20 protein-coding genes are annotated in these 17,055 nt (G+C 74.2%); 7 read left to right on the forward strand and 13 right to left on the reverse strand.

From position 1 onward, the window contains the following. The first annotated feature begins 6 nt into the window (after window positions 1–6). Entirely contained in the window at window positions 7–579 is a 573-nt protein-coding gene (locus KCH_RS23760; protein ID WP_035866164.1) for a cob(I)yrinic acid a,c-diamide adenosyltransferase, read from the forward strand. A 4-nt stretch (window positions 580–583) separates the two neighbouring features. Here the strand turns inward: KCH_RS23760 and KCH_RS23765 are convergent, their stop codons facing one another. Further along, window positions 584–1,132, reverse strand: coding sequence for a hypothetical protein (locus tag KCH_RS23765; protein ID WP_035866166.1), 549 nt, complete (start codon window positions 1,130–1,132; stop codon window positions 584–586). A gap of 123 nt (window positions 1,133–1,255) precedes the next feature. Between KCH_RS23765 and KCH_RS23770 the strand changes: the two genes are divergently transcribed. The 3 genes from KCH_RS23770 (at window position 1,256) to KCH_RS23780 (ending at window position 3,926) form a co-directional block, all read left to right on the forward strand. Next, a complete protein-coding gene (locus KCH_RS23770) occupies window positions 1,256–2,446 on the forward strand; it encodes a sensor histidine kinase (RefSeq protein WP_157032175.1) in 1,191 nt (396 codons plus the stop codon). After that, on the forward strand, window positions 2,443–3,096 hold the full coding sequence (locus KCH_RS23775; protein WP_035866169.1) for a response regulator: 654 nt from the start codon (window positions 2,443–2,445) through the stop codon (window positions 3,094–3,096). Before KCH_RS23770 ends, KCH_RS23775 begins: the two co-directional genes overlap by 4 nt. 494 nt (window positions 3,097–3,590) lie before the next feature. Beyond that, window positions 3,591–3,926 carry an STAS domain-containing protein gene (locus KCH_RS23780; protein ID WP_035866173.1) on the forward strand — a complete coding sequence of 112 codons (336 nt, stop codon included), beginning with the start codon at window positions 3,591–3,593 and terminating at the stop codon, window positions 3,924–3,926. A gap of 148 nt (window positions 3,927–4,074) precedes the next feature. Here the strand turns inward: KCH_RS23780 and KCH_RS37735 are convergent, their stop codons facing one another. The 8 genes from KCH_RS37735 to nucS all read right to left on the reverse strand — a co-directional run bounded on the left by KCH_RS37735 (window position 4,075) and on the right by nucS (window position 10,441). Further along, on the reverse strand, window positions 4,075–5,319 hold the full coding sequence (locus tag KCH_RS37735) for a hypothetical protein (RefSeq protein WP_157032176.1): 1,245 nt from the start codon (window positions 5,317–5,319) through the stop codon (window positions 4,075–4,077). A 314-nt stretch (window positions 5,320–5,633) separates the two neighbouring features. Beyond that, window positions 5,634–5,984, reverse strand: a complete 351-nt coding sequence (locus tag KCH_RS37740; RefSeq protein ID WP_157032177.1) for a hypothetical protein — start codon at window positions 5,982–5,984, stop codon at window positions 5,634–5,636. Between the two features lie 41 nt (window positions 5,985–6,025). Beyond that, entirely contained in the window at window positions 6,026–6,256 is a 231-nt protein-coding gene (locus tag KCH_RS37745; protein ID WP_051653396.1) for a hypothetical protein, read from the reverse strand. 226 nt (window positions 6,257–6,482) lie between these two features. Then, entirely contained in the window at window positions 6,483–7,163 is a 681-nt protein-coding gene (locus KCH_RS41620; RefSeq protein WP_279635943.1) for a nucleotidyl transferase AbiEii/AbiGii toxin family protein, read from the reverse strand. Continuing rightward, window positions 7,070–7,672 carry a nucleotidyl transferase AbiEii/AbiGii toxin family protein gene (locus tag KCH_RS46145; protein WP_051653398.1) on the reverse strand — a complete coding sequence of 201 codons (603 nt, stop codon included), beginning with the start codon at window positions 7,670–7,672 and terminating at the stop codon, window positions 7,070–7,072. Before KCH_RS46145 ends, KCH_RS41620 begins: the two co-directional genes overlap by 94 nt. 9 nt (window positions 7,673–7,681) lie before the next feature. After that, the gene (locus KCH_RS23800; RefSeq protein WP_035866182.1) at window positions 7,682–8,326 is read right to left on the reverse strand and encodes a hypothetical protein; all 645 of its coding nucleotides are present in this window, start codon (window positions 8,324–8,326) and stop codon (window positions 7,682–7,684) included. Between the two features lie 65 nt (window positions 8,327–8,391). Then, window positions 8,392–9,705, reverse strand: a complete 1,314-nt coding sequence (locus KCH_RS23805; protein WP_035866185.1) for an outer membrane protein assembly factor BamB family protein — start codon at window positions 9,703–9,705, stop codon at window positions 8,392–8,394. Between the two features lie 76 nt (window positions 9,706–9,781). After that, a complete protein-coding gene (nucS, locus tag KCH_RS23810; protein WP_035866188.1) occupies window positions 9,782–10,441 on the reverse strand; it encodes an endonuclease NucS in 660 nt (219 codons plus the stop codon). 536 nt (window positions 10,442–10,977) lie between these two features. Here nucS and KCH_RS23815 point away from each other — a divergent pair. After that, window positions 10,978–11,370, forward strand: a complete 393-nt coding sequence (locus KCH_RS23815) for an SCO5389 family protein (protein WP_035866191.1) — start codon at window positions 10,978–10,980, stop codon at window positions 11,368–11,370. Window positions 11,371–11,466: 96 nt separating this feature from the next. Here KCH_RS23815 and KCH_RS23820 read toward each other — a convergent pair whose 3' ends face one another. Beyond that, window positions 11,467–12,708 (reverse strand): LLM class flavin-dependent oxidoreductase, encoded by a 1,242-nt coding sequence (locus KCH_RS23820; protein WP_084223893.1) that lies wholly within the window; start codon window positions 12,706–12,708, stop codon window positions 11,467–11,469. A 265-nt stretch (window positions 12,709–12,973) separates the two neighbouring features. Between KCH_RS23820 and KCH_RS23825 the strand changes: the two genes are divergently transcribed. Further along, complete coding sequence (locus KCH_RS23825; protein ID WP_035866194.1) at window positions 12,974–13,288, forward strand: hypothetical protein; 315 nt, start codon at window positions 12,974–12,976, stop codon at window positions 13,286–13,288. A gap of 7 nt (window positions 13,289–13,295) precedes the next feature. Here the strand turns inward: KCH_RS23825 and KCH_RS23830 are convergent, their stop codons facing one another. Together KCH_RS23830 and KCH_RS23835 are read right to left on the reverse strand one after the other, a co-directional pair. Beyond that, window positions 13,296–14,063, reverse strand: a complete 768-nt coding sequence (locus KCH_RS23830; RefSeq protein ID WP_035866207.1) for an ABC transporter permease — start codon at window positions 14,061–14,063, stop codon at window positions 13,296–13,298. Between the two features lies 1 nt (window position 14,064). Beyond that, window positions 14,065–15,048, reverse strand: coding sequence for an ABC transporter ATP-binding protein (locus tag KCH_RS23835; protein ID WP_035866210.1), 984 nt, complete (start codon window positions 15,046–15,048; stop codon window positions 14,065–14,067). A gap of 96 nt (window positions 15,049–15,144) precedes the next feature. On the opposite strand from KCH_RS23835, the gene KCH_RS23840 reads away from it, so the two are divergent. Continuing rightward, window positions 15,145–15,948, forward strand: a complete 804-nt coding sequence (locus KCH_RS23840; protein WP_035866213.1) for an alpha/beta fold hydrolase — start codon at window positions 15,145–15,147, stop codon at window positions 15,946–15,948. Window positions 15,949–16,027: 79 nt separating this feature from the next. Here the strand turns inward: KCH_RS23840 and KCH_RS23845 are convergent, their stop codons facing one another. Continuing rightward, window positions 16,028–16,957, reverse strand: a complete 930-nt coding sequence (locus tag KCH_RS23845; RefSeq protein ID WP_035866215.1) for a coiled-coil domain-containing protein — start codon at window positions 16,955–16,957, stop codon at window positions 16,028–16,030. Window positions 16,958–17,055: the final 98 nt, after the last annotated feature.

Genomic DNA, 17,055 nt, shown 5'->3' on the forward strand with positions numbered 1-17,055 from the left:
CGGGGCATGGTGAACCTGACGCGCATCTACACCCGCACCGGGGACGACGGCACGACCGCGCTCGGCGACATGAGCCGGACCACGAAGACCGACCCGCGGCTGATCGCGTACGCCGACACCAACGAGGCCAACGCCGCGATCGGCGTGGCGCTGGCGGCCGGGGCGCTGGACGGCGAGCTGGTGACGGTGCTGACCCGGATCCAGAACGACCTGTTCGACGTGGGCGCGGACCTGGCGACGCCGATCGTCGAGGACCCCAAGTACCCGCCGCTGCGGGTCGAGCAGTCGTACATCGACCGGCTGGAGGGGGACTGCGACCGGTTCCTGGAGGAACTGGAGAAGCTGCGCAGCTTCATCCTGCCCGGCGGCACCCCCGGCGCCGCGTACCTGCACCTGGCGTGCACCGTGGTGCGGCGGGCCGAGCGGGCCACCTGGGCGGCGATCGCCGAGCACGGGGAGAGCGTCAACCCGCTGACCGCGAAGTACCTGAACCGGCTGTCGGACCTGCTGTTCATCCTGGCCCGGACCGCCAACAAGGAGCGCGGCGACGTGCTGTGGGTGCCCGGCGAGAACCGCTGAGCCGTCAATTCGGCTGCTCGGGCTGCTTGGGCTGCTTCGGGAAGAGCGTGTAGCTGGCGGCGATCACCAGGTTGATGCCGACCACCACCGCCATCCGCGGGTACCAGGAATCCAGCGCCGCGGTGCGCGCCGCGTCGCCGACCAGCCACTGGACGGCGGCGACCAGCGCCACCGTGACGACCGAGGCGAGCAGCGTCAGCAGGAACACGCCCCACTCGTAACGGGCCCGCGGCGCACCGTACTTGGGCGCTCCGGCGGGCTTCGGGCCGCCGGCCAGCCGGTGCGCGGCGTGGCCGTCGGCCCAGCGGACCAGCCGGTGGCCGTAGGCGAGCGAGAAGCCGACGTACGCCGCGGCCAGGCCGTGCGTCGAGTCGGCGACGGCGCCGCCGCGCAGATCGGCGACGGTGGCGCCGAGGATCACCAGGTCGACCACCGGGAGCAGCGCCAGCAGCACCAGGCCGGTCCGGCGCAGCCGGAGAACGTAGCGGGCCAGCAGCCCCGCTGCCAGCACCACCCAGAAGCCGGCCTCGCCGGCCAGGATCAGGGAAACCATGCTTCGATCCTCCCCGTGCGCGGGCGCGCGATCATCGACCGGCCGGCGGAGCCGTACGTCAGACGTTCGTCGGACGGCGGGTCGTCCGAGCGGTCGTTCCGGCGGGTGGGAAGGAGTGCTGGGATGGGTCGGGTGAGACTCTCCGCGCCGCGGCAGGACCTGGCCATCGCCCTCGGCGGGCTGCTCGGCGGCCTGCTGCTGATCGCGGTCGGCGCCTACGACCGGCGGGCCGGCCTGCCCTGGTGGGTGCCGGTGCTGCCGCTGGCCGGGATGGCCGGGCTGTCGCTGCTGCGGCGCCGCTGCACGGTGTGGACGGTCAGCGTCGGCGGCGTGCTGCTCGGCCTCGGCCTGTACTTCGGCTCGCTGCTGGCCACCACACTGCTGTACACGGACCTGCTGTACGCGGCCGTGCTGTACGGGCGGCCGCGGATGAGCAAGGTGCTGGCGCTGACCGGCGGCGCCACCACCCTGGTGCTGACGGGCCTGGCCTGGCGGTACCTGTCGATCTCCGAGGGCCTGCTGATCGGCGTGTTCGGCGCGCTGGTGTTCCTCTCCCCGGTGTGGACGGCCGACCTGCTGCGCCACCACCGCGACCGCGCCGAGTCGGAGCGGCTGCGCGCCGAGCAGACCGCGCTGCTCGCCGAGCTGGACCGGCGCGGCGCGGTGGTCTCCGAGCGCGCCCGGATGGCCCGCGAACTGCACGACGTGATCGCCAACCACCTGTCGGCGATCGCCATCCACGCCACCGGCGCGCAGGCGGTGGCGCGCCGTCAGGACCGGGCGGCGGACGAGCCCTTGGTGGAGGCGCTCGCGGTGATCCGGGAGAACAGCGTGCAGGGCCTCGCCGAGATGCGCCGGATGATCGGCCTGCTGCGCGAGGCCGTCCCCGAAGAGCCGTACGCCGCACCGCGGTTGGCCGCGCTGGACGTGCTGCTGGAGCAGGCCGGGACGGCCGGGCGGGCCGCCGGGCTGCGGTTCGAGGCCGAGCAGGAGGGCGAGCCCGGGGAGCTGCCCGCGCCGGTCGAGCTGGCCGCGTACCGGATCGTCCAGGAGTCGCTGACGAACGCCGTCAAGCACGCCGCGCCGGGCGTCGTCCGGCTGCGGATCCGTTACGGCGAACGGGAGTTGGAGATCACCGTGGAGTCCCCGTACGCGGAGGGCGGGGGCCGGGCGGTGCCCGGGGCGAAGGCCGGGCTGGTCGGCATGGGCGAGCGGGCGCAGCTGCTCGGCGGCGAGTTCGACGCCGGGCCGGACGGGCGGACGTGGAAGGTCCGGGCGGTGCTGCCGCGGACGGCGAGCGAGGAGCGGGCGTGATCCGGGTACTGGTGGCGGAGGACCAGGCGGCCGTCCGGGCCGCTCTGGTGATGATCCTGCGGGCCGAGGCGGACGTCGAGGTGGTCGGCGAGGCCGCCGACGGCGAGCAGGCCGTCCGGATGGCGCTCGACCTGCGGCCCGACGTGGTGCTGATGGACGTGCAGATGCCGCGGCTGGACGGCGTCGCCGCGACCCGGCAGGTGGTGGAGGCCGGGGCCGCGCAGGTGCTGGTGCTCACCACCTTCGACCTCGACGAGTACGTGTGGGGCGCGCTGCGGGCCGGCGCCGCCGGGTTCCTGCTCAAGGACCTGGAGGCGGAGACGCTGGTCGAGGGCGTCCGCACGGTCGCCCGCGGCGACGGCATGCTCGCGCCGTCCGTCACCCGGCGGCTGATCGCCTCGTTCGCCCGGCCCGAGGCGCCGGCGGTGGACTCCGCGGCGCTGGCCGGGCTGACGCCCAAGGAGCGGGAGGTGTTCGGCTGCCTCGGCGCGGGCCTGTCCAACGCCGAGATCGCGCACCGGCTGGGCACGGTGGAGGCGACCACCAAGACGCACGTCAGCCGGATCCTCGCCAAGCTCGGGCTGCGCAGCCGGGTGCAGGCGGCGATCCTCGCGCAGGAGTGGGGAGTGCCCGTCCCCGGGGAGCGGTGAGCGGCCGCGCGGCGCGAGGGGGCACAGATCACACCCGTTCCGGTGCAGATCACACTGTCGGATCGCACCACGGGGCGCGTGCTGCCACTAGAGTCCGGCGCAGAGCGATGTGGCTCCCACGGGCGGTCGGTGCTGCCCCGGAACGGGCGCCCTCGGCGTGCCCCGGGAGGGATCACAGATGACCGCACGACCGGCCCCCGTACAGGCGTTCTCACCCGCCGGGTGAGTTTGCTCACGGAGCACCCCGCAGACGGGTGATTTGGGCGGGAATCGAGCATGGGTACCAGGCGTACCTGCGTATATTCCCTCGGACGGGTGAAGTTGAGGGACAGTCCGCCGGTGGCGGCAACCTGCGGAACTGCTCGGCCGTCAGATTCAGGAAGGGGCCGGCGCGGAGCCGGCCCGAACGTGGCGCGCAGGGCCCTGGGGCACGGGACGGGCGTCAGACGCAACGCGGCGGACGAACGGCACACACGGCCGAGGAGGAGGACAGCGTGCGCATCACCGGCGACCACACCGGACTGGCCATCGAAGGGCGGCTCGACGTGCGCAGCGCCGCCGACGCCAGGGCGCTGCTGCACGCCGCGGTCGACGGCGGAGAGGGCGACCTCGTCCTCGACCTCGGCCGGCTCGAATTCTGGGACGCGACCGGGCTCGGCGTCATCATGGGCACCCACCGGCGGGCCGGCCGGGCCGGCCGGCGACTGGTGCTGAGGGACGTGCCCGGGCAGCTCCAGCGGCTGCTGGTGGCGACCCGGCTGCACCGGATCCTCGCGGTCGAAGGAGCGGTCCAGGACCCGGTGGGGACCACGCTGCCGGCGCTGGGCTGACGCACCGCCCGGCCGCCTTCACGTGCGGGGACGCGATCCTGCCGCTCCTCCCGTACCGCCCCGCGCAGTTCCGTGCGCCCCCGGGTGCGCCAACGCGTGCCGCCACCCGGTGTGTTGACCCGATCCGGTCATGTGGGAAAGTCTCCGGTCAGGTGTCCGAGTGGCGGGGAGCAGTGACGTGGGTCAGCCGAGCGGGGAGTTCAGGGGGGACGGGGTACGCCCGCGGGGTGGAGAACTGGTCAGCGGTGAGCGGCTGGTGGTGGTCGGCGGGCCGGAGGGCACGGAGGCACGGCACTGCCCCGACGAGTGGCTGCCGCAGCCGCGCCGGATCCGCGGACTGGTGCAGGCCCGGCCCGAACTCGGGCCGAGCGCCGCGGTCGGACCGCTCGCCCTCGGCGCCGGCCCCGGAGACCTGCCGCTGCTGGACCGCGAGGGCGACCTCGCCGCCGTGCTCGGACAACTCCGGGAAGGCCGCTCGGTGCGCCTGGTCGGCCAGGCCGGCTCGGGACGCTCCGCGCTGCTGGCGGCCGTCGCCGAGGCCGCGGGCGAGCTGGCCCCGGACGGCGTGGTGCGGCTGAGCGGCTACCGCCGGACCGCCGCCGACCTGCTCCAGGACCTGTTCGCGGCCACCCACCACGCCCCGGACTTCCGGCCCGACCGGGAACAGCTCGCCGAACTGCTGGCCGGCGTCGCCGCGGTGGTGGTGATCGACGACGTGGAGCCGTCCGGCGACGAGCTGGAGGACCTGCTCGCGCTGGCGCCCGAATGCGCGTTCCTGCTCGCCACCGCCGACGACGGGCTGCCGTCGCCGGCCGGCTCCCGGCTGCGCGACCACCTGGTGGCCGGCCTGTCCCGGCCCGCCTGCCTGACGCTCGCGGCCCGGCTGGCGGGCCGTCAACTCGACGAAGCCGAGCGGGCCTGGGCCGTGGACCTGTGGTTCGAGTCCGAGGGCCTCCCGCTGCGCTTCGTCCGCGCGGCGGCGCTGCTGCGGCAGCGGGACGTCGCGGTGGACGCGCTGGTCGCCGCCCAGGAGGACCGGCGGAACGTCTTCGGCTTTGCCAAGGATTACGAACTCCCGGACGACCCGGCCGAGTTGGAGAACGAACTGCGGGTCCAGGTGCCGCTGCCCTCGGTGGGGGAGAGCGCCGCACCGGCCCGGCTGCTGGTGCAGGGCCTCAGCGAACCGGCCCGGCGGGTGCTGCGGCTGGCCCTGGCCCTGGACGGCGAGTGCCCGACCGCCCCGCACCTGCCCGCCCTGGTCGACGTCGGCCTCGGCGAGAGCGCCCTGCAGGAGCTGGTCGACACCGGCCTCGCCGTGTCGGTCGGCGGCCACCACCGGCTCACCGAGGGCGTGCTCGACGCCCTGCTGCCCGAACTGGAAGGCGACGGACACGGCCGGCCCGCTCCGTTCGCGCCCGGCGGGATCGCCCAGGGTGCGGCCGAACACCTCTCCTGGTGGGTCGGGCACGCCTCGGTGACCACCCGTCAGGTCGCTGCCGAGGCCGAGGTGATCCTCGCCGTCATGCTGGCCGAACGGGACGCCGACCGCCCCGTCGAAGTACTGCGGCTGGCCCGCGCCGCCGCACCCGTGCTCGCCCTGTCACTGCGCTGGGGCGCCTGGGAGCGGGCCCTGCAACTCGGCCTGGAAGCCGCCCGGATGCTCGGGGCGACCGCCGAACAGGCCTGGTTCCACCACGAGTTGGGCGTTTACGCGCTGTGCACCGGCAGCCCGCAGCGGGCCATCGGCGAACTGGAGGCGGCGCTCGCGCTGCGCGCCGCCGCCGGAGACCAGCGCGGCGGACAGGCCGGGCGGCGGATGCTCGACCTGATCCGGCTGGAGGAGACCGCGGCACTCACCGCCGGCCCCGGCAGCAGCGAGCCGGTCCGCGGACGGCGCACCATCCGGGCGATCGCCCAGGTGCCGGCCCGGCTGCGCAAGCGGGCCCCCGCCGGGGCCCGGAAGACCGCGCTGGCGGCCGGCGCCGCGGTGATGGCGCTCGGCGTTCTCGGCACCGCGATCGGCGTGGCCGTCAGCAGCGAGGAGACCCCCGCCGGCAAGCAACCCGGCACCTCGGCGGACGACACCGCCCCCGAGACGGTCACCGGCACCAGCCCCGGCCGAGCACCAGCCCCCGGCCGTCGGCGAGCGGCAGCGCGAGCCCCACGGAGAGCGCCACGCCCTCGGACAGCCCGACCGGAACGGCCAGTTCCTCGACCAGCCACCGGCCGACCAGCACGCCGACCACCACCAAGCCGACCACCACGCCGACGACGACGAAGCCGACGACGACGCAGACGACCCCGCCCCAGACCACCAAGCCGACCACCACCCCGCCGGCCAGCCCACGCCCCCGTCCACGCCGCCCGCCAGCCCCACCCCGCCGGTCAGCCCGTCGCCGACCGACAGCCCGAGCTAGCTCCCGGTCACGGGTTCAGCCGGAGCCGGCAGCCGACCGGGCCGGTCGTGGGGGTCGAGGACGGTCTCGTCGGACCGGTCGCGGACGCGCCTGACCGGGGCGGGGGCACCGGGGCGGGTACCTCGCTGGAAGGGCGGGCTCAGGGGCGGAGCCAGGACTCGAGGGTTTCCGGGGTCAGGTGTCCGCCGGCGATCTGCTCGGCGTACCAGGACCAGGCCGGGCAGGCGAGCATCGCGGCGGCGAGGTCCTCGGGGGCGGCCGGGCCGAGGGCGCGGGCGGTGAGGCGGTGGGCCAGGACGAACGGGGCCTGGCGGGCGGCCAGCCAGGCCTGGGCGGCGGCGAAGCCCTCCTCGGCGTGCAGGCGGCGGACCGGGCCGAGCCAGCCTTCGAGCCACCAGGCGGCGCGTTCGGCCTCGGGCACCTCGGCGAAGGTCGGGGCGAGCGCGGCGGTCAGGCGGCGGGCGTGCTCGGCCTCCTCGCCGGCCAGGTGCGGGTACTCGGCGGCGAAGTTCGGCCAGTCGCTCTCGGTGGGCACGCTGTCCGGGCCGACCGGCTGCTCGGCGTAGTGGGCCTCGCCGGTGGTGAAGACCTCGCGCAGCACCTCGTAGCGCAGCCGGGTGGAGCCGGCCAGCAGGGCGGCGTCGTACAGGTCCTTGCCCTGCGGGTACATGTCGGTGGTGAGCCACAGCAGCTTCCAGGCGAGCGAGAGCTCGCGCCCGGCGACGTTCAGCACCGCGCCGGGGACGACCTCCAACGGCTCCGCGGGGACGGGCAGTTGCTCGTTGAAGACGAAGTCGAGCTGCACCGTGCCGCGGGGCAGGCCGGCCGCCTCCCAGGTGAGGAGCAGGCGGCGGCCGGGGCCCGCTCGTAGGTCCAGATGTCCTCGGTGGCGGTCAGTTCGGCCAGGAAGCGGACCGGGCCGGAGGAGGCGGCGACGGCTCGGGCGACGCCGTGGAACAGGTCGGCGGTGCGCGGGTCGTCGAGCGAGAGGTCGGCGGGGGTGACGACGAAGTCCAGGTCGCCGGGCTCGCGGGCCGCGTCGCCGAACCAGGACTTGAGCACCACGGAGCCGCGCAGCACCAGGTGGCCGGCCCAGCCGGAGGCGGCGACGGCGGTGAGGACGGCGTCCATCGCGGCGCGGCGGGCGGCGTACCAGGCGGCGGACAGGGCGGGGTCGGCGAAGCGCGGCTCGCCGGCCCGGTAGGCGTTGTCGAACTGCTTCAGGGCCGGGTCGAAGACCTTGGGCTGGGTGGCCCGCGGGTCGTCGACGGTCCGGAAGGTCGACGGCAGGTCGCGGCGGTCCGAAGGCAGCAGGCGGTGGTCGGGCACGGGGGCTCCTCAGGTGGTCGGGGCGTCGTCGAGCCAGCCGGCGTCCAGGGCGAGCGCCGAGTCGTGCACCACGTACTCGCGGGTGACCTTCAGCGGCGGGAAGCCCGCGGCGGACAGGGCGGCGGTGAGGCGGTCGAGGTGCTCGCCGGCGGTGGCCAGGCCGAGGCGGTGGCAGCGCTGGGTGACGAAGTACTGGCGGTGGCCGCCGGGTTCGGTGCGGCGGGCGTTCCAGGAGACGTGCGCGTGGTGGCCGGCGGAGGCCAGGACCAGTGCGTCGCGGGCGACGCCGGGGGCCAGCCGGACCTTCACGTGGTGCTCGAAGTAGCGGGCGGAGTCGGCGAGTTCGGCCTCCGCGTCGGTGCCGGGGACGCTCGGTGCCCAGGGCGCGGCCTCGATCTTCACCCGGACCGGGGTGAACCCGGCGGCCCGAAGCCGGGCCGCCTCGGCGGCTGCCGTCCGGTGCTGGTCGGCCAGCGTGCCGTCGCTCTGCCAGGACAGCATCGGCTGCGAGGGGTGCCGGCCGCGGGCCAGCAGGATGTGGGTGAACTCCAGGCCGTGCGCGTCCGCCCAGCGGGCCAGCGGTTCGGCCTCGGCCGGGGCCAGGGTGAGGTGGGTCTCGTACCGGCCGACCGGCTCGGTGCTTCGAACGGGCATGCGGGGAAGTGTGGCAGCGGGCCCGGACGGCGGCCAAACGGGTTTCGGGCCGTGTCCGGGGCCGGTCACCAGCGGCGGAACGCGGAGAACGGCCAGTCGGCGTCGTCCGCGCGGGCGGCGATGACCAGGTCCCGGTGGAGGATCAGGTCGTCGGCGGTGCCCACGTGGTCGCGGAAAGCGCGGTCCTCCAGCTCGTTGCCGTCGTCGGCGTCGAAGACGTGCAGGGAGTCCCCGTACTTGGTGGAGCTGAGCAGGGCCATGACCTTGCCGCCCTGCGCGTGGAGCCCGCTGCGCTTGTAGCGGGCCCCGCCGAAGTCCTGCTGCCACAGCTGGTCGCCGGTCGCCAGGTCGAACGCGGCGAGGCGGCCCCAGCGTCCGCCGTCGGTGAGCGCGTAGAGCCGGCCGTCGGCGGTCGTGGCCGAGCTGATCTTGCCGTAGCGGGCGCCGCTGTCGGCGATCCGCGCGGTGGGGCGGCCGTCCGGCGCGAAGGCGGGGAAGCCGGGGGCGTTGCCGTTGACCCGGACCGGGATCGGCGAGATGGCGACGAAGGAGACGTCGGTGCGGGTGTCCACGCCACGGCGGTCGTCGAGCGGGACGGTCCACCGCTCCTTGCCGTCGGCCGGGTCGAAGGCCGCCGGCTTCAGCTCGTCGCCGCAGGTCAGCAGTGCCAGCACCTGCTGCGGAGCGGCGGCCGCGAGACCGGGGGAGCAGCCCGCCGGGGCGGCGGCCCTCCAGCGCGGGGCGCCGGTGCGCAGGTTGAGGGCGCGGAGGGCGCGGGCGTCCGCACCGGCGTCGAGGACCACGCCGAGCCCGCCGCCGGCGGCCAGCAGCCCCTCGGCGTGGGTGTTGCCGAGGCCGTGCGGCTCCGGGACCCGGGGGCCGTGCCAGAGTTCGCGGCCGTCGGAGAGGTCGAGGGCGGCGACGGTCGAGCAGCCGGCACTGTCCGCCTGCCCGGCGGCGCTGTCCGACAGGGAGGCCCGGATGCCGTAGGCGATCAGCAGGAGCGAGCCGTCGACGGTGGGGCTGACGGTGCAGATGTCGGTGCGGCGGGGCGGGAGGTACTGCCAGCGCCTGCCGCCGGTGGCGGCGTCGAAGCCGGTGACGCCGTCGTGGCGGGCACGGACGAGGCTGTCGCCGACCAGCCAGGTGCCCCGCCCGCCGAACTCGGCCGCGGGGCCGCCCTCGTCGGTGGCCTCCCAGGCCGTGGTCATCGAGGATCCCGGCCAGTAGCCCGAGTTCGCCAGGAACACCCGGGCGAGACCGACGAGGGCCGCGGCCGGGACGGTGATCAGGAGGGTCCGGCCGAGCAGCAGCCGCCACCGGGCCACCGGCTCGCGGGCCGTTCCGCCGTCCGTGCCGCCGTTCGTCCGCCCACCCATGCCGACCCCCCGTGCCAGTGCTGTGATCGGTGCACAGACCAAGGGAGTTGGCGAGGGGGCGGTAGCTGAGGGAGGGTCAGAACAGCTTCAGCTTGTCGTCGTCGATGCCGCGCAGCTCGTCGTAGTCGAGGACGACGCAGCCGATGCCGCGGTCGGTGGCCAGCACCCGGGCCTGCGGCTTGATCTCCTGGGCGGCGAAGACGCCCTTGACCGGGGCCAGCAGCGGGTCGCGGTTCAGCAGTTCGAGGTAGCGGGTGAGCTGCTCGACGCCGTCGATCTCGCCGCGGCGCTTGATCTCCACGGCGACGGTGGCGCCGTCGGAGTCCCGGCAGAGGATGTCGACGGGGCCGATCGCGGTGGGGTACTCGCGGCGGATCAGCTGCCAGCCGGAGCCGAGCACCTCCATGCGGTCGGCGAGCAGTTCCTGGAGGTGCGCCTCGACGCCGTCCTTCACCAGGCCGGGGTCGACGCCGAGTTCGTGGCTGGAGTCGTGGTGGACGTCCTCCAGGGTGATGATCAGCTTCTCGCCGGCCTTGTTGGTGACCGTCCACACCCCCTCGGTCTCCTTCAGGGAGCACGGCGGGGACATCCAGTTCAGCGGCTTGTAGGCCCGGTCGTCGGCGTGGATGCTGACGCTCCCGTCGGCCTTCACGATCACCAGGCGCACGGCGGAGGGCAGATGTGCAGCGAGGCGGCCCGCGTAGTCCACGGTGCACTTGGCGATTACAAGACGCATGGGGACAAGCCTACGGCCCGCCGGGAGTGCCCCCGTCCGTGTTCGATTTCGGGGGGAGCGGGGAGGGGGCGCGCGGAAGTGGGAGGTGCGCCCGGCGCGCAGTGCGTCGAGGGGGCGCGTTTTGTGAGACAGGCGGCCGGGCCGGGGCGGGCCGGAAGACCGATTGAAGCGAGTGCCCGCAGGGCGGGTGCCGCCCGGCCCGGACCGGCGAACCATGGTGACCGGACGGCCACCCGCGGTGAGGCGTGCCAGCTCGGCGCACAGGGTGGGTGCACAACTGATTCCGGCCAATCTCGCCCCTGGCACGGCGATTCGGGCGGCAATACCCGGATTCCCCAGCCGGGTCGGGGAAGGACTGACACGCTGGTCTGACCCCTGGCCAGGACCTCGACGAAGGCGGCCTCCCCCCAGCCCGTCGCCTCGTCGGCACTCGAACATCGCGCGCGGTTCACCGCACGACCGTCCACATGCACCCTCAGCACACCGGTACGACCGCCCCGGCGACACCGCCGGGGCGGACCGTGAGAGGAGAACCCATGTCGCTCGACGTCTCACCGGCCCTGTTGGAGAAGGCCGAACGAGGCGAGGTCGACGAGCGGGAGTTCGTCGACTGTGTCCGCACCTCGCTGCCCTACGCCTGGGACATGATCAGCTCGCTGGTCGCCCAACTCAAGGTCGACGGTTCCGACTTCGCCGACAACGAGGTCCCGCCGCCGAGCGAGCAGGAACGCGGACAGCTGCTCCGGGCGATGGCCAGCGACGCCATCCGCGGAGCCCTGCAACGCCACTTCGGCGTCCAGCTGGCCTTCCAGAACTGCCACCGGGTCGCGGTCTTCGCCCCCGGCCCCGACACCGCCGACCGGCTCGCCCGGTTCACTTCGGTCCGCGCCCAGCTGCTCAACCAGTCGCCGGAACTGCGCGACTGCTGACACCGGGTCAGTGCCCGGCCGGCACCCGACCGCACCGTCTCGGGCCTGCCGCGGGCCGTCCCCGTCCTCGCCGGACGGGGCGGCCCGCGGGCGTGCTCAGCGCAGCTGCGGGAGGACCTCGTCGCCGATCCGGTCCAGGTTGTGCAGCGTCGCCGCGGTGTCGCCGGACCCCTCGGCGAGCAGCGCGAAGCGCCGGATCCCGGTGTTCTCCGCGGTCGCCAGCAGCCGGTCCGCGCACTGCCGCGGCGTGCCCACCGCGTGCAGGTCGCAGAGCAGCTCGGTGTACGCCCGCGGGTCGCGCATCGACCGCTCCCGGCCGTCCACCGTGCGGTGCGCGCCCAGCCCGTACGCGAAGAAGTCCGGCATCGCCCGCAGCAGGCTGGCCCGGGCCGCGCCGGCCCGGTCGTCGACCTGCACCACGCCCGCCGCGACGTGCTCGCGCTCCACCCGGGCCAGTTGCTCCTCGCCGCGCCCCGAGGCCCGCCAGGCCGTCCGGTAGGCGGCCAGCATGTCCCGCTTGTCCTCGTCGCCCGAGTGCATGCCCAGCAGCATCGGCAGGCCCCGCTCGGCGGCCGTCCGCACCCCGGCCGGCGAGGTGCAGGCCATCACCACCGGCGGGCCCGACTGCGGCTGCGGGGACGGCTCCTGACGCTGCCGCGGGATCACCGCGGCCGCGGCGGCCCCGTCCAGGCCCAGCCAGCCCGTCAGGTCGGGCCGCCGGGCCGGCTCCGCGGCCCGCGGCACCACCGTCACCTCGGGGAAGTCGAACTGCGGCCCCGAGCCGCCCACCCGGGCCCCGCGCAGCCAGCGCAGCAGCAGGTCCAGCCGCTCCGGGAAGCCCTGCTCGTACGCCTCCAGGCCGCCGCCGAACACCGCCAGGTCGATCCACGGGCCGCCGCGGCCCACGCCCAGGGCGAACCGGCCGCCGGAGGTCAGGTGCAGCAGCGCCGCCTGCTCGCCCAGCGCCACCGGGTGACGGGTGGTCAGCACGCTGACGGCGGTGCCCACCTGGATCCGCCGGGTGCGGCCCAGCAGCACGCCGGCCAGCGTCGCCGCGTCCGGGCACACGCCGTACGGCACGAAGTGGTGCTCGGCCAGCCAGACCGCGTCCAGGCCGACCCGCTCGGCGGTCAGCGTCGCCGAGACGGTGCGCTCCAGCGCCTCGGTGTGGCTCTGGCCGGGGAACTGTGCGGACAGCAGGAAGGCCCCGATCCGGAGCGCGTCGGTGCCGGAGCGCGGCGGCTGCTCCGGGGCCTGCTGCGGGGCCGGGGCCGGTCCGCGGCCGGCCGGTCGCCGGTCCGCGGGACGGCCGGTGGGCCGGGCGGTGGTCTTCGTCATCGGGTGCCTCCTCGGTGCGCGCAGGGTTCGCGGGCCCCGCCGTGTCACCTCGTGAGTAACCCATGTCATGTGCCAATGGCACGCCGAACCCTTAATTTGCCCAAGAGAAGGGTGGATTACCGTCGAATCGCCGAAGTCGCCCGGTGATCCGTGCTAGTGGAGCGGATGGGGCGGCAGTGACGGACGGGACGTGGACAGGAAGGCCGCCGACGGGCCCGCGGCCCGTACCCTGGAGGGGCAACGTGCCGCAACGAGAGGTAGTCACGTGTCACCCCGCCGCAACCGGATCCAGAAGCCCGAGGACCGCGAGAGCGCCGCGCCGATGGGCGGGTCGCTGCGGCGGGTCGAGTCGTACCGGGGGGAGGACTGGGTCGTGCAGACCGTGGCCGGCACCGCCGGGCGGTACTACCGCTGCCCGGGCTGCGACCAGGAGATCCCGCCGGGCGTGGGGCACGTGGTGGCCTGGCCGGACCACAGCAGCGGGGTGGACGACCGGCGGCACTGGCACCGGGCGTGCTGGGGAGCGCGGGAGCGCCGCGGCTCCAACATCCTGCGGGGCCGCGGCGCTCCGAAGTACTGACGGCGCGTCAGGCGTCGCGCTTCTTCAGCACCAGGTACCCGCCGAGCAGCGCGGCCGCCGTCCACGCCGCGCAGATCAGCAGGCCGGTCCACGGACCGTACGGGTGGTCGGAGGTCGGGAAGACCTCCAGCGCCGTCCTGCCCGCCTGGTCCGGGAAGTAGCGGACCCAGGTCTTCACCACGGGGATGATGGCCAGGATCGGCGAGACCAGGAAGAAGAACGGGATCAGGATGCCCAGCGACAGCACCTGGTTGCGCAGCATCATGGTGACGCCGACCGAGAACAGGCACAGCAGCGTCAGGTAGCAGGCCGCGCCGAACACCGCGCGCAGCACGTTCGGCTCGCCGAGGCCGGTGTTGTACTTGCCGAGCGCCACCTGCCCGAGGAAGAACGCGGCGAACACCGTCACCAGCGAGACCGCGAACGCGAGGGCGCCGAGGACCGCCGTCTTCGCGCCCATCAGGACGCCGCGCTGCGGGACGGCGGCCAGCGACACCCGGATCATGCCGCTGGAGTACTCGTTGCCCACCGCCAGCACGCCGAACACCACGATCGCCAGCTCGCCCAGCGAGATCCCGGAGAGCGAGGTCGCCGTGGCGTCGAACGGGGTGGTGTTGTGCTCGGTGAACTGGTCGTAGTTCAGCTTGATCACCAGTGAGAGCGCGAAGCCCATGGCGACCACGATCAGGAAGGTGACGGCGAGCGTCCACACGGTGGAGCGGACGCTGCGGACCTTCGTCCACTCGGACTGCAGGACGGCGGGGAACGCGGCCATCTCAGCTCTCCTTTCCGGACTTGTTGCGGGCGTCCCAGCCGGCGCCCCAGGCGGGCTGCTGCTCCAGGACGGGAACGGCGGTGCCGTCGGTGCGGTACTCCACGGAGTCCGCCGTCATCTGCATGAACGCTTCTTCCAGCGACGCCTGCTGCGGGCTCAGCTCGTGCAGCGTGATGTTGTGCGCGGCGGCCAGGTCGCCGAGGAGCACCGGGTCGCCGTCGGTCACCTCCCAGGAGCCGTCCGGGCCGGGGTCGGCGGTCAGGCCGGCGCCGCGCAGCGCGTCCAGCAGCTGCTCCTGGTGCGGGGTGCGCAGGCGCACCGCGGAGCGCGAGTTCCGCTTGATGAACTCGGCCATCGGCAGGTCGGCCAGCAGCCGGCCGCGGCCGATCACCACCAGGTGGTCCGCGGTCAGCGCCATCTCGCTCATCAGGTGCGAGGAGACGAACACCGTGCGGCCCTCGGCGGCCAGGGACTTCATCAGCTTGCGGATCCAGACGATGCCCTCCGGGTCGAGACCGTTCACCGGCTCGTCGAACATCAGGATCTGCGGGTCGCCCAGCAGCGCCGAGGCGATGCCCAGCCGCTGGCCCATGCCCAGCGAGAAGCCGCGGGCGCGCTTCTTCGCCACGGCGGTCAGACCGACGACCTCCAGCACCTGGTCCACCCGCTGCCGGGGGATCCGGTTGGACTGCGCCATCCACAGCAGGTGGTCGTACGCCGTCCGGCCGGGGTGCACGCTCTTCGCCTCCAGCAGCGCACCGATCTGCCGCAGCGGGTCCTGGATGGCGGCGTAACTCCGGCCGTTGATGGTGACCTTGCCGCTGGTCGGCTGGTCCAGGTCGAGGATCATCCGCATGGTGGTGGACTTGCCGGCGCCGTTCGGGCCCAGGAAGCCGGTGACCACGCCCTCCGGGATCCGGAAGCTCAGATCGTCGACGGCCAACTTGTCACCATAACGCTTCGTCAGGTGATGCAACTCGATCATTTGCCACTCCTTGGTCTGACGACAGGTTAGGACAGAAAGCGGATGATTCGGACGATCGTCGTCCGGGGCGCGGCCCCCGGGGCCTACGGTGGAGCCATGACCTCCCCCAGCGCACCGGCCGTCCGCGAGAACGGCACCGGCACCCCGCTCGTCCTGCTGCACGCCTTCCCGCTCTCCGCGCGGATGTGGGAAGGACAACTGGAACGCGTACCCGGCCCGGCCGGTGACGACGCCCGGGTGGTCGCACCGGACCAGCGCGGCTTCGGCGCCGCCCCGCTCGGCACCGGGGAGCCGTCGCTGGACACCGCCGCCGACGACCTGGTGCAGCTGCTGGACGGCCTCGACATCGAACGGGCCGTGCTGGTCGGCCTGTCCATGGGCGGGTACGTGGCGATGGCCTTCGCCCGCCGGCACCCCGAACGCCTGGCCGGACTCGTCCTCGCCGACACCAGGGCCACCCCCGACAGCGACGCCGTCCGCGCCAACCGCGAACGCATCGCCGCCGCCGTCCTCGAACGCGGCAGCGTCGACCTGCTGCTGGAGGAGAACACCGCCGAGAACCTGCTCGCCCCCGGCACCGAACCCGAACTCACCGACACCGTCCGGAAGATGATCGCCGAGGCGGACCCCGCCGCGGTCGCCTGGGCGCAGCGCGCGATGGCCGCCCGCCCCGACTCGCTGGAGGCGCTCGCCGCGCTGGAGGTGCCCGCCGCCGTCATCGTCGGCGAACTCGACACCGTCACCCCGCTCGCCGAGGCCCGGATGATGGCGGCCGCCCTGCACGACGCCGAACTGACGGTCATTCCGGCCGTCGGGCACCTGTCCTCGCTGGAAGCGCCCGAGACCTTCAACGCCGCCGTCCGGTCCTTCCTCAAGCGCCTGAAGCAGCACGGCTCCTGATGTGCCGGAAGGGCCCGGAGCGTGGAGCTCCGGGCCCTTCCGGGCGGTTCTCAGCGGGCTGCCCCGACCGGGGCCGCCGTCAGCGCGACTGCTGCGCCGGGACGCCCAGACCGTCGTCGGTCGGCAGCGAAGCCGCGGCGACCGCCGCACCGGTCAGGGTGGCCAGCATCTCGCGGACGTTGGTCAGCTGCGCGTTGATCGAGTCGCGGCGGTTGGTGAGCGCCGCCAGCTCGCGCTCCGACTCGCTGCGGACCCGGTCGGCCTTCGCGTTGGCGTCGGCCACGATGTCCTCGGCCTGGCGCTGCGCCGTCTCGATGGTCTGCCGGGAGCGGCGCTCCGCGTCGGTGCGCAGCTTCTCCGCCTCCAGGCGGAGCTGCTCGGCGCGGTGCTCGATCTCGGCGAGCCGCTTCTCCGCCTTGGCCTGACGGGCCGCCAGGTCGCGCTCGGACTGCTCCCGGCGCTTGGCCAGGTTGGTCTCGAACTCCAGCGCCGCCTGCGCGGCCTTGGTGCGGGTCTCCTCGAAGAGGGCGTCCGCCTCCTCGCGCTTGTTCTGCGCGTCCTTGTTGGCCTCGGCGCGCAGCTGCGCCGCGTCCGACTTGGCCTTGTCGACGATCCGCAGGCCTTCGTCCTCCGCCTTGGCCTTGCGGTCCTTGGCGTAGTTCTCGGCCTCGGTGCGGACCTGCTGCGCCGCGGCCTCGGCCAGCTCGCGGTGCTGCTCGGCGGCGCGGTGCGCCTCGTCGCGCAGGTCCTTGGCCTCCTCCTCGGCGAGGCGGAGGATCTTCTCGACGCGGGCGCCGAGACCGGCGTACGAGGGCTCCGCCTCGGTGACCGCCGCCTGCGCGGTCTGGGTCTCCAGGTGGAGTTCCTCGATGCGCTTCTCCAGCGCGCTGATCCGGGAGAGCGCGCTGTCTCGGTCGGCCACCAGCTTGGCGATCCGCTCGTCGACCTGGGCGCGCTCGTACCCACGGCGTACCAGGTCGAAGCCGTGCGGGGAGTGACTGTCGCTCATGGGATTTCTGGGCTTCCTGTCGTCAAACCGCTGAGATGGTTGAGGGAATCCTGACACGGTACCGGAGTGTCAACGGCGAAACGCCGTCGGTTCGCGGA

This window comes from Kitasatospora cheerisanensis KCTC 2395 (assembly GCF_000696185.1).
Taxonomy (GTDB): domain Bacteria; phylum Actinomycetota; class Actinomycetes; order Streptomycetales; family Streptomycetaceae; genus Kitasatospora; species Kitasatospora cheerisanensis.

What these genes read in the sequence shown, in the direction of transcription:
- nucS (WP_035866188.1), bottom strand. Translation starts at nt 10,441, where the DNA reads ATGCGTCTTGTAATCGCCAAGTGCACCGTGGACTACGCGGGCCGCCTC.
- KCH_RS23800 (WP_035866182.1), bottom strand. Translation starts at nt 8,326, where the DNA reads ATGCCCGTTCGAAGCACCGAGCCGGTCGGCCGGTACGAGACCCACCTC.
- KCH_RS23835 (WP_035866210.1), bottom strand. Translation starts at nt 15,048, where the DNA reads ATGATCGAGTTGCATCACCTGACGAAGCGTTATGGTGACAAGTTGGCC.
- KCH_RS23760 (WP_035866164.1), top strand. Translation starts at nt 7, where the DNA reads ATGGTGAACCTGACGCGCATCTACACCCGCACCGGGGACGACGGCACG.
- KCH_RS23820 (WP_084223893.1), bottom strand. Translation starts at nt 12,708, where the DNA reads ATGACGAAGACCACCGCCCGGCCCACCGGCCGTCCCGCGGACCGGCGA.
- KCH_RS23845 (WP_035866215.1), bottom strand. Translation starts at nt 16,957, where the DNA reads ATGAGCGACAGTCACTCCCCGCACGGCTTCGACCTGGTACGCCGTGGG.
- KCH_RS23840 (WP_035866213.1), top strand. Translation starts at nt 15,145, where the DNA reads ATGACCTCCCCCAGCGCACCGGCCGTCCGCGAGAACGGCACCGGCACC.
- KCH_RS23815 (WP_035866191.1), top strand. Translation starts at nt 10,978, where the DNA reads ATGTCGCTCGACGTCTCACCGGCCCTGTTGGAGAAGGCCGAACGAGGC.
- KCH_RS23805 (WP_035866185.1), bottom strand. Translation starts at nt 9,705, where the DNA reads ATGGGTGGGCGGACGAACGGCGGCACGGACGGCGGAACGGCCCGCGAG.
- KCH_RS23770 (WP_157032175.1), top strand. Translation starts at nt 1,256, where the DNA reads ATGGGTCGGGTGAGACTCTCCGCGCCGCGGCAGGACCTGGCCATCGCC.
- KCH_RS23765 (WP_035866166.1), bottom strand. Translation starts at nt 1,132, where the DNA reads ATGGTTTCCCTGATCCTGGCCGGCGAGGCCGGCTTCTGGGTGGTGCTG.
- KCH_RS23830 (WP_035866207.1), bottom strand. Translation starts at nt 14,063, where the DNA reads ATGGCCGCGTTCCCCGCCGTCCTGCAGTCCGAGTGGACGAAGGTCCGC.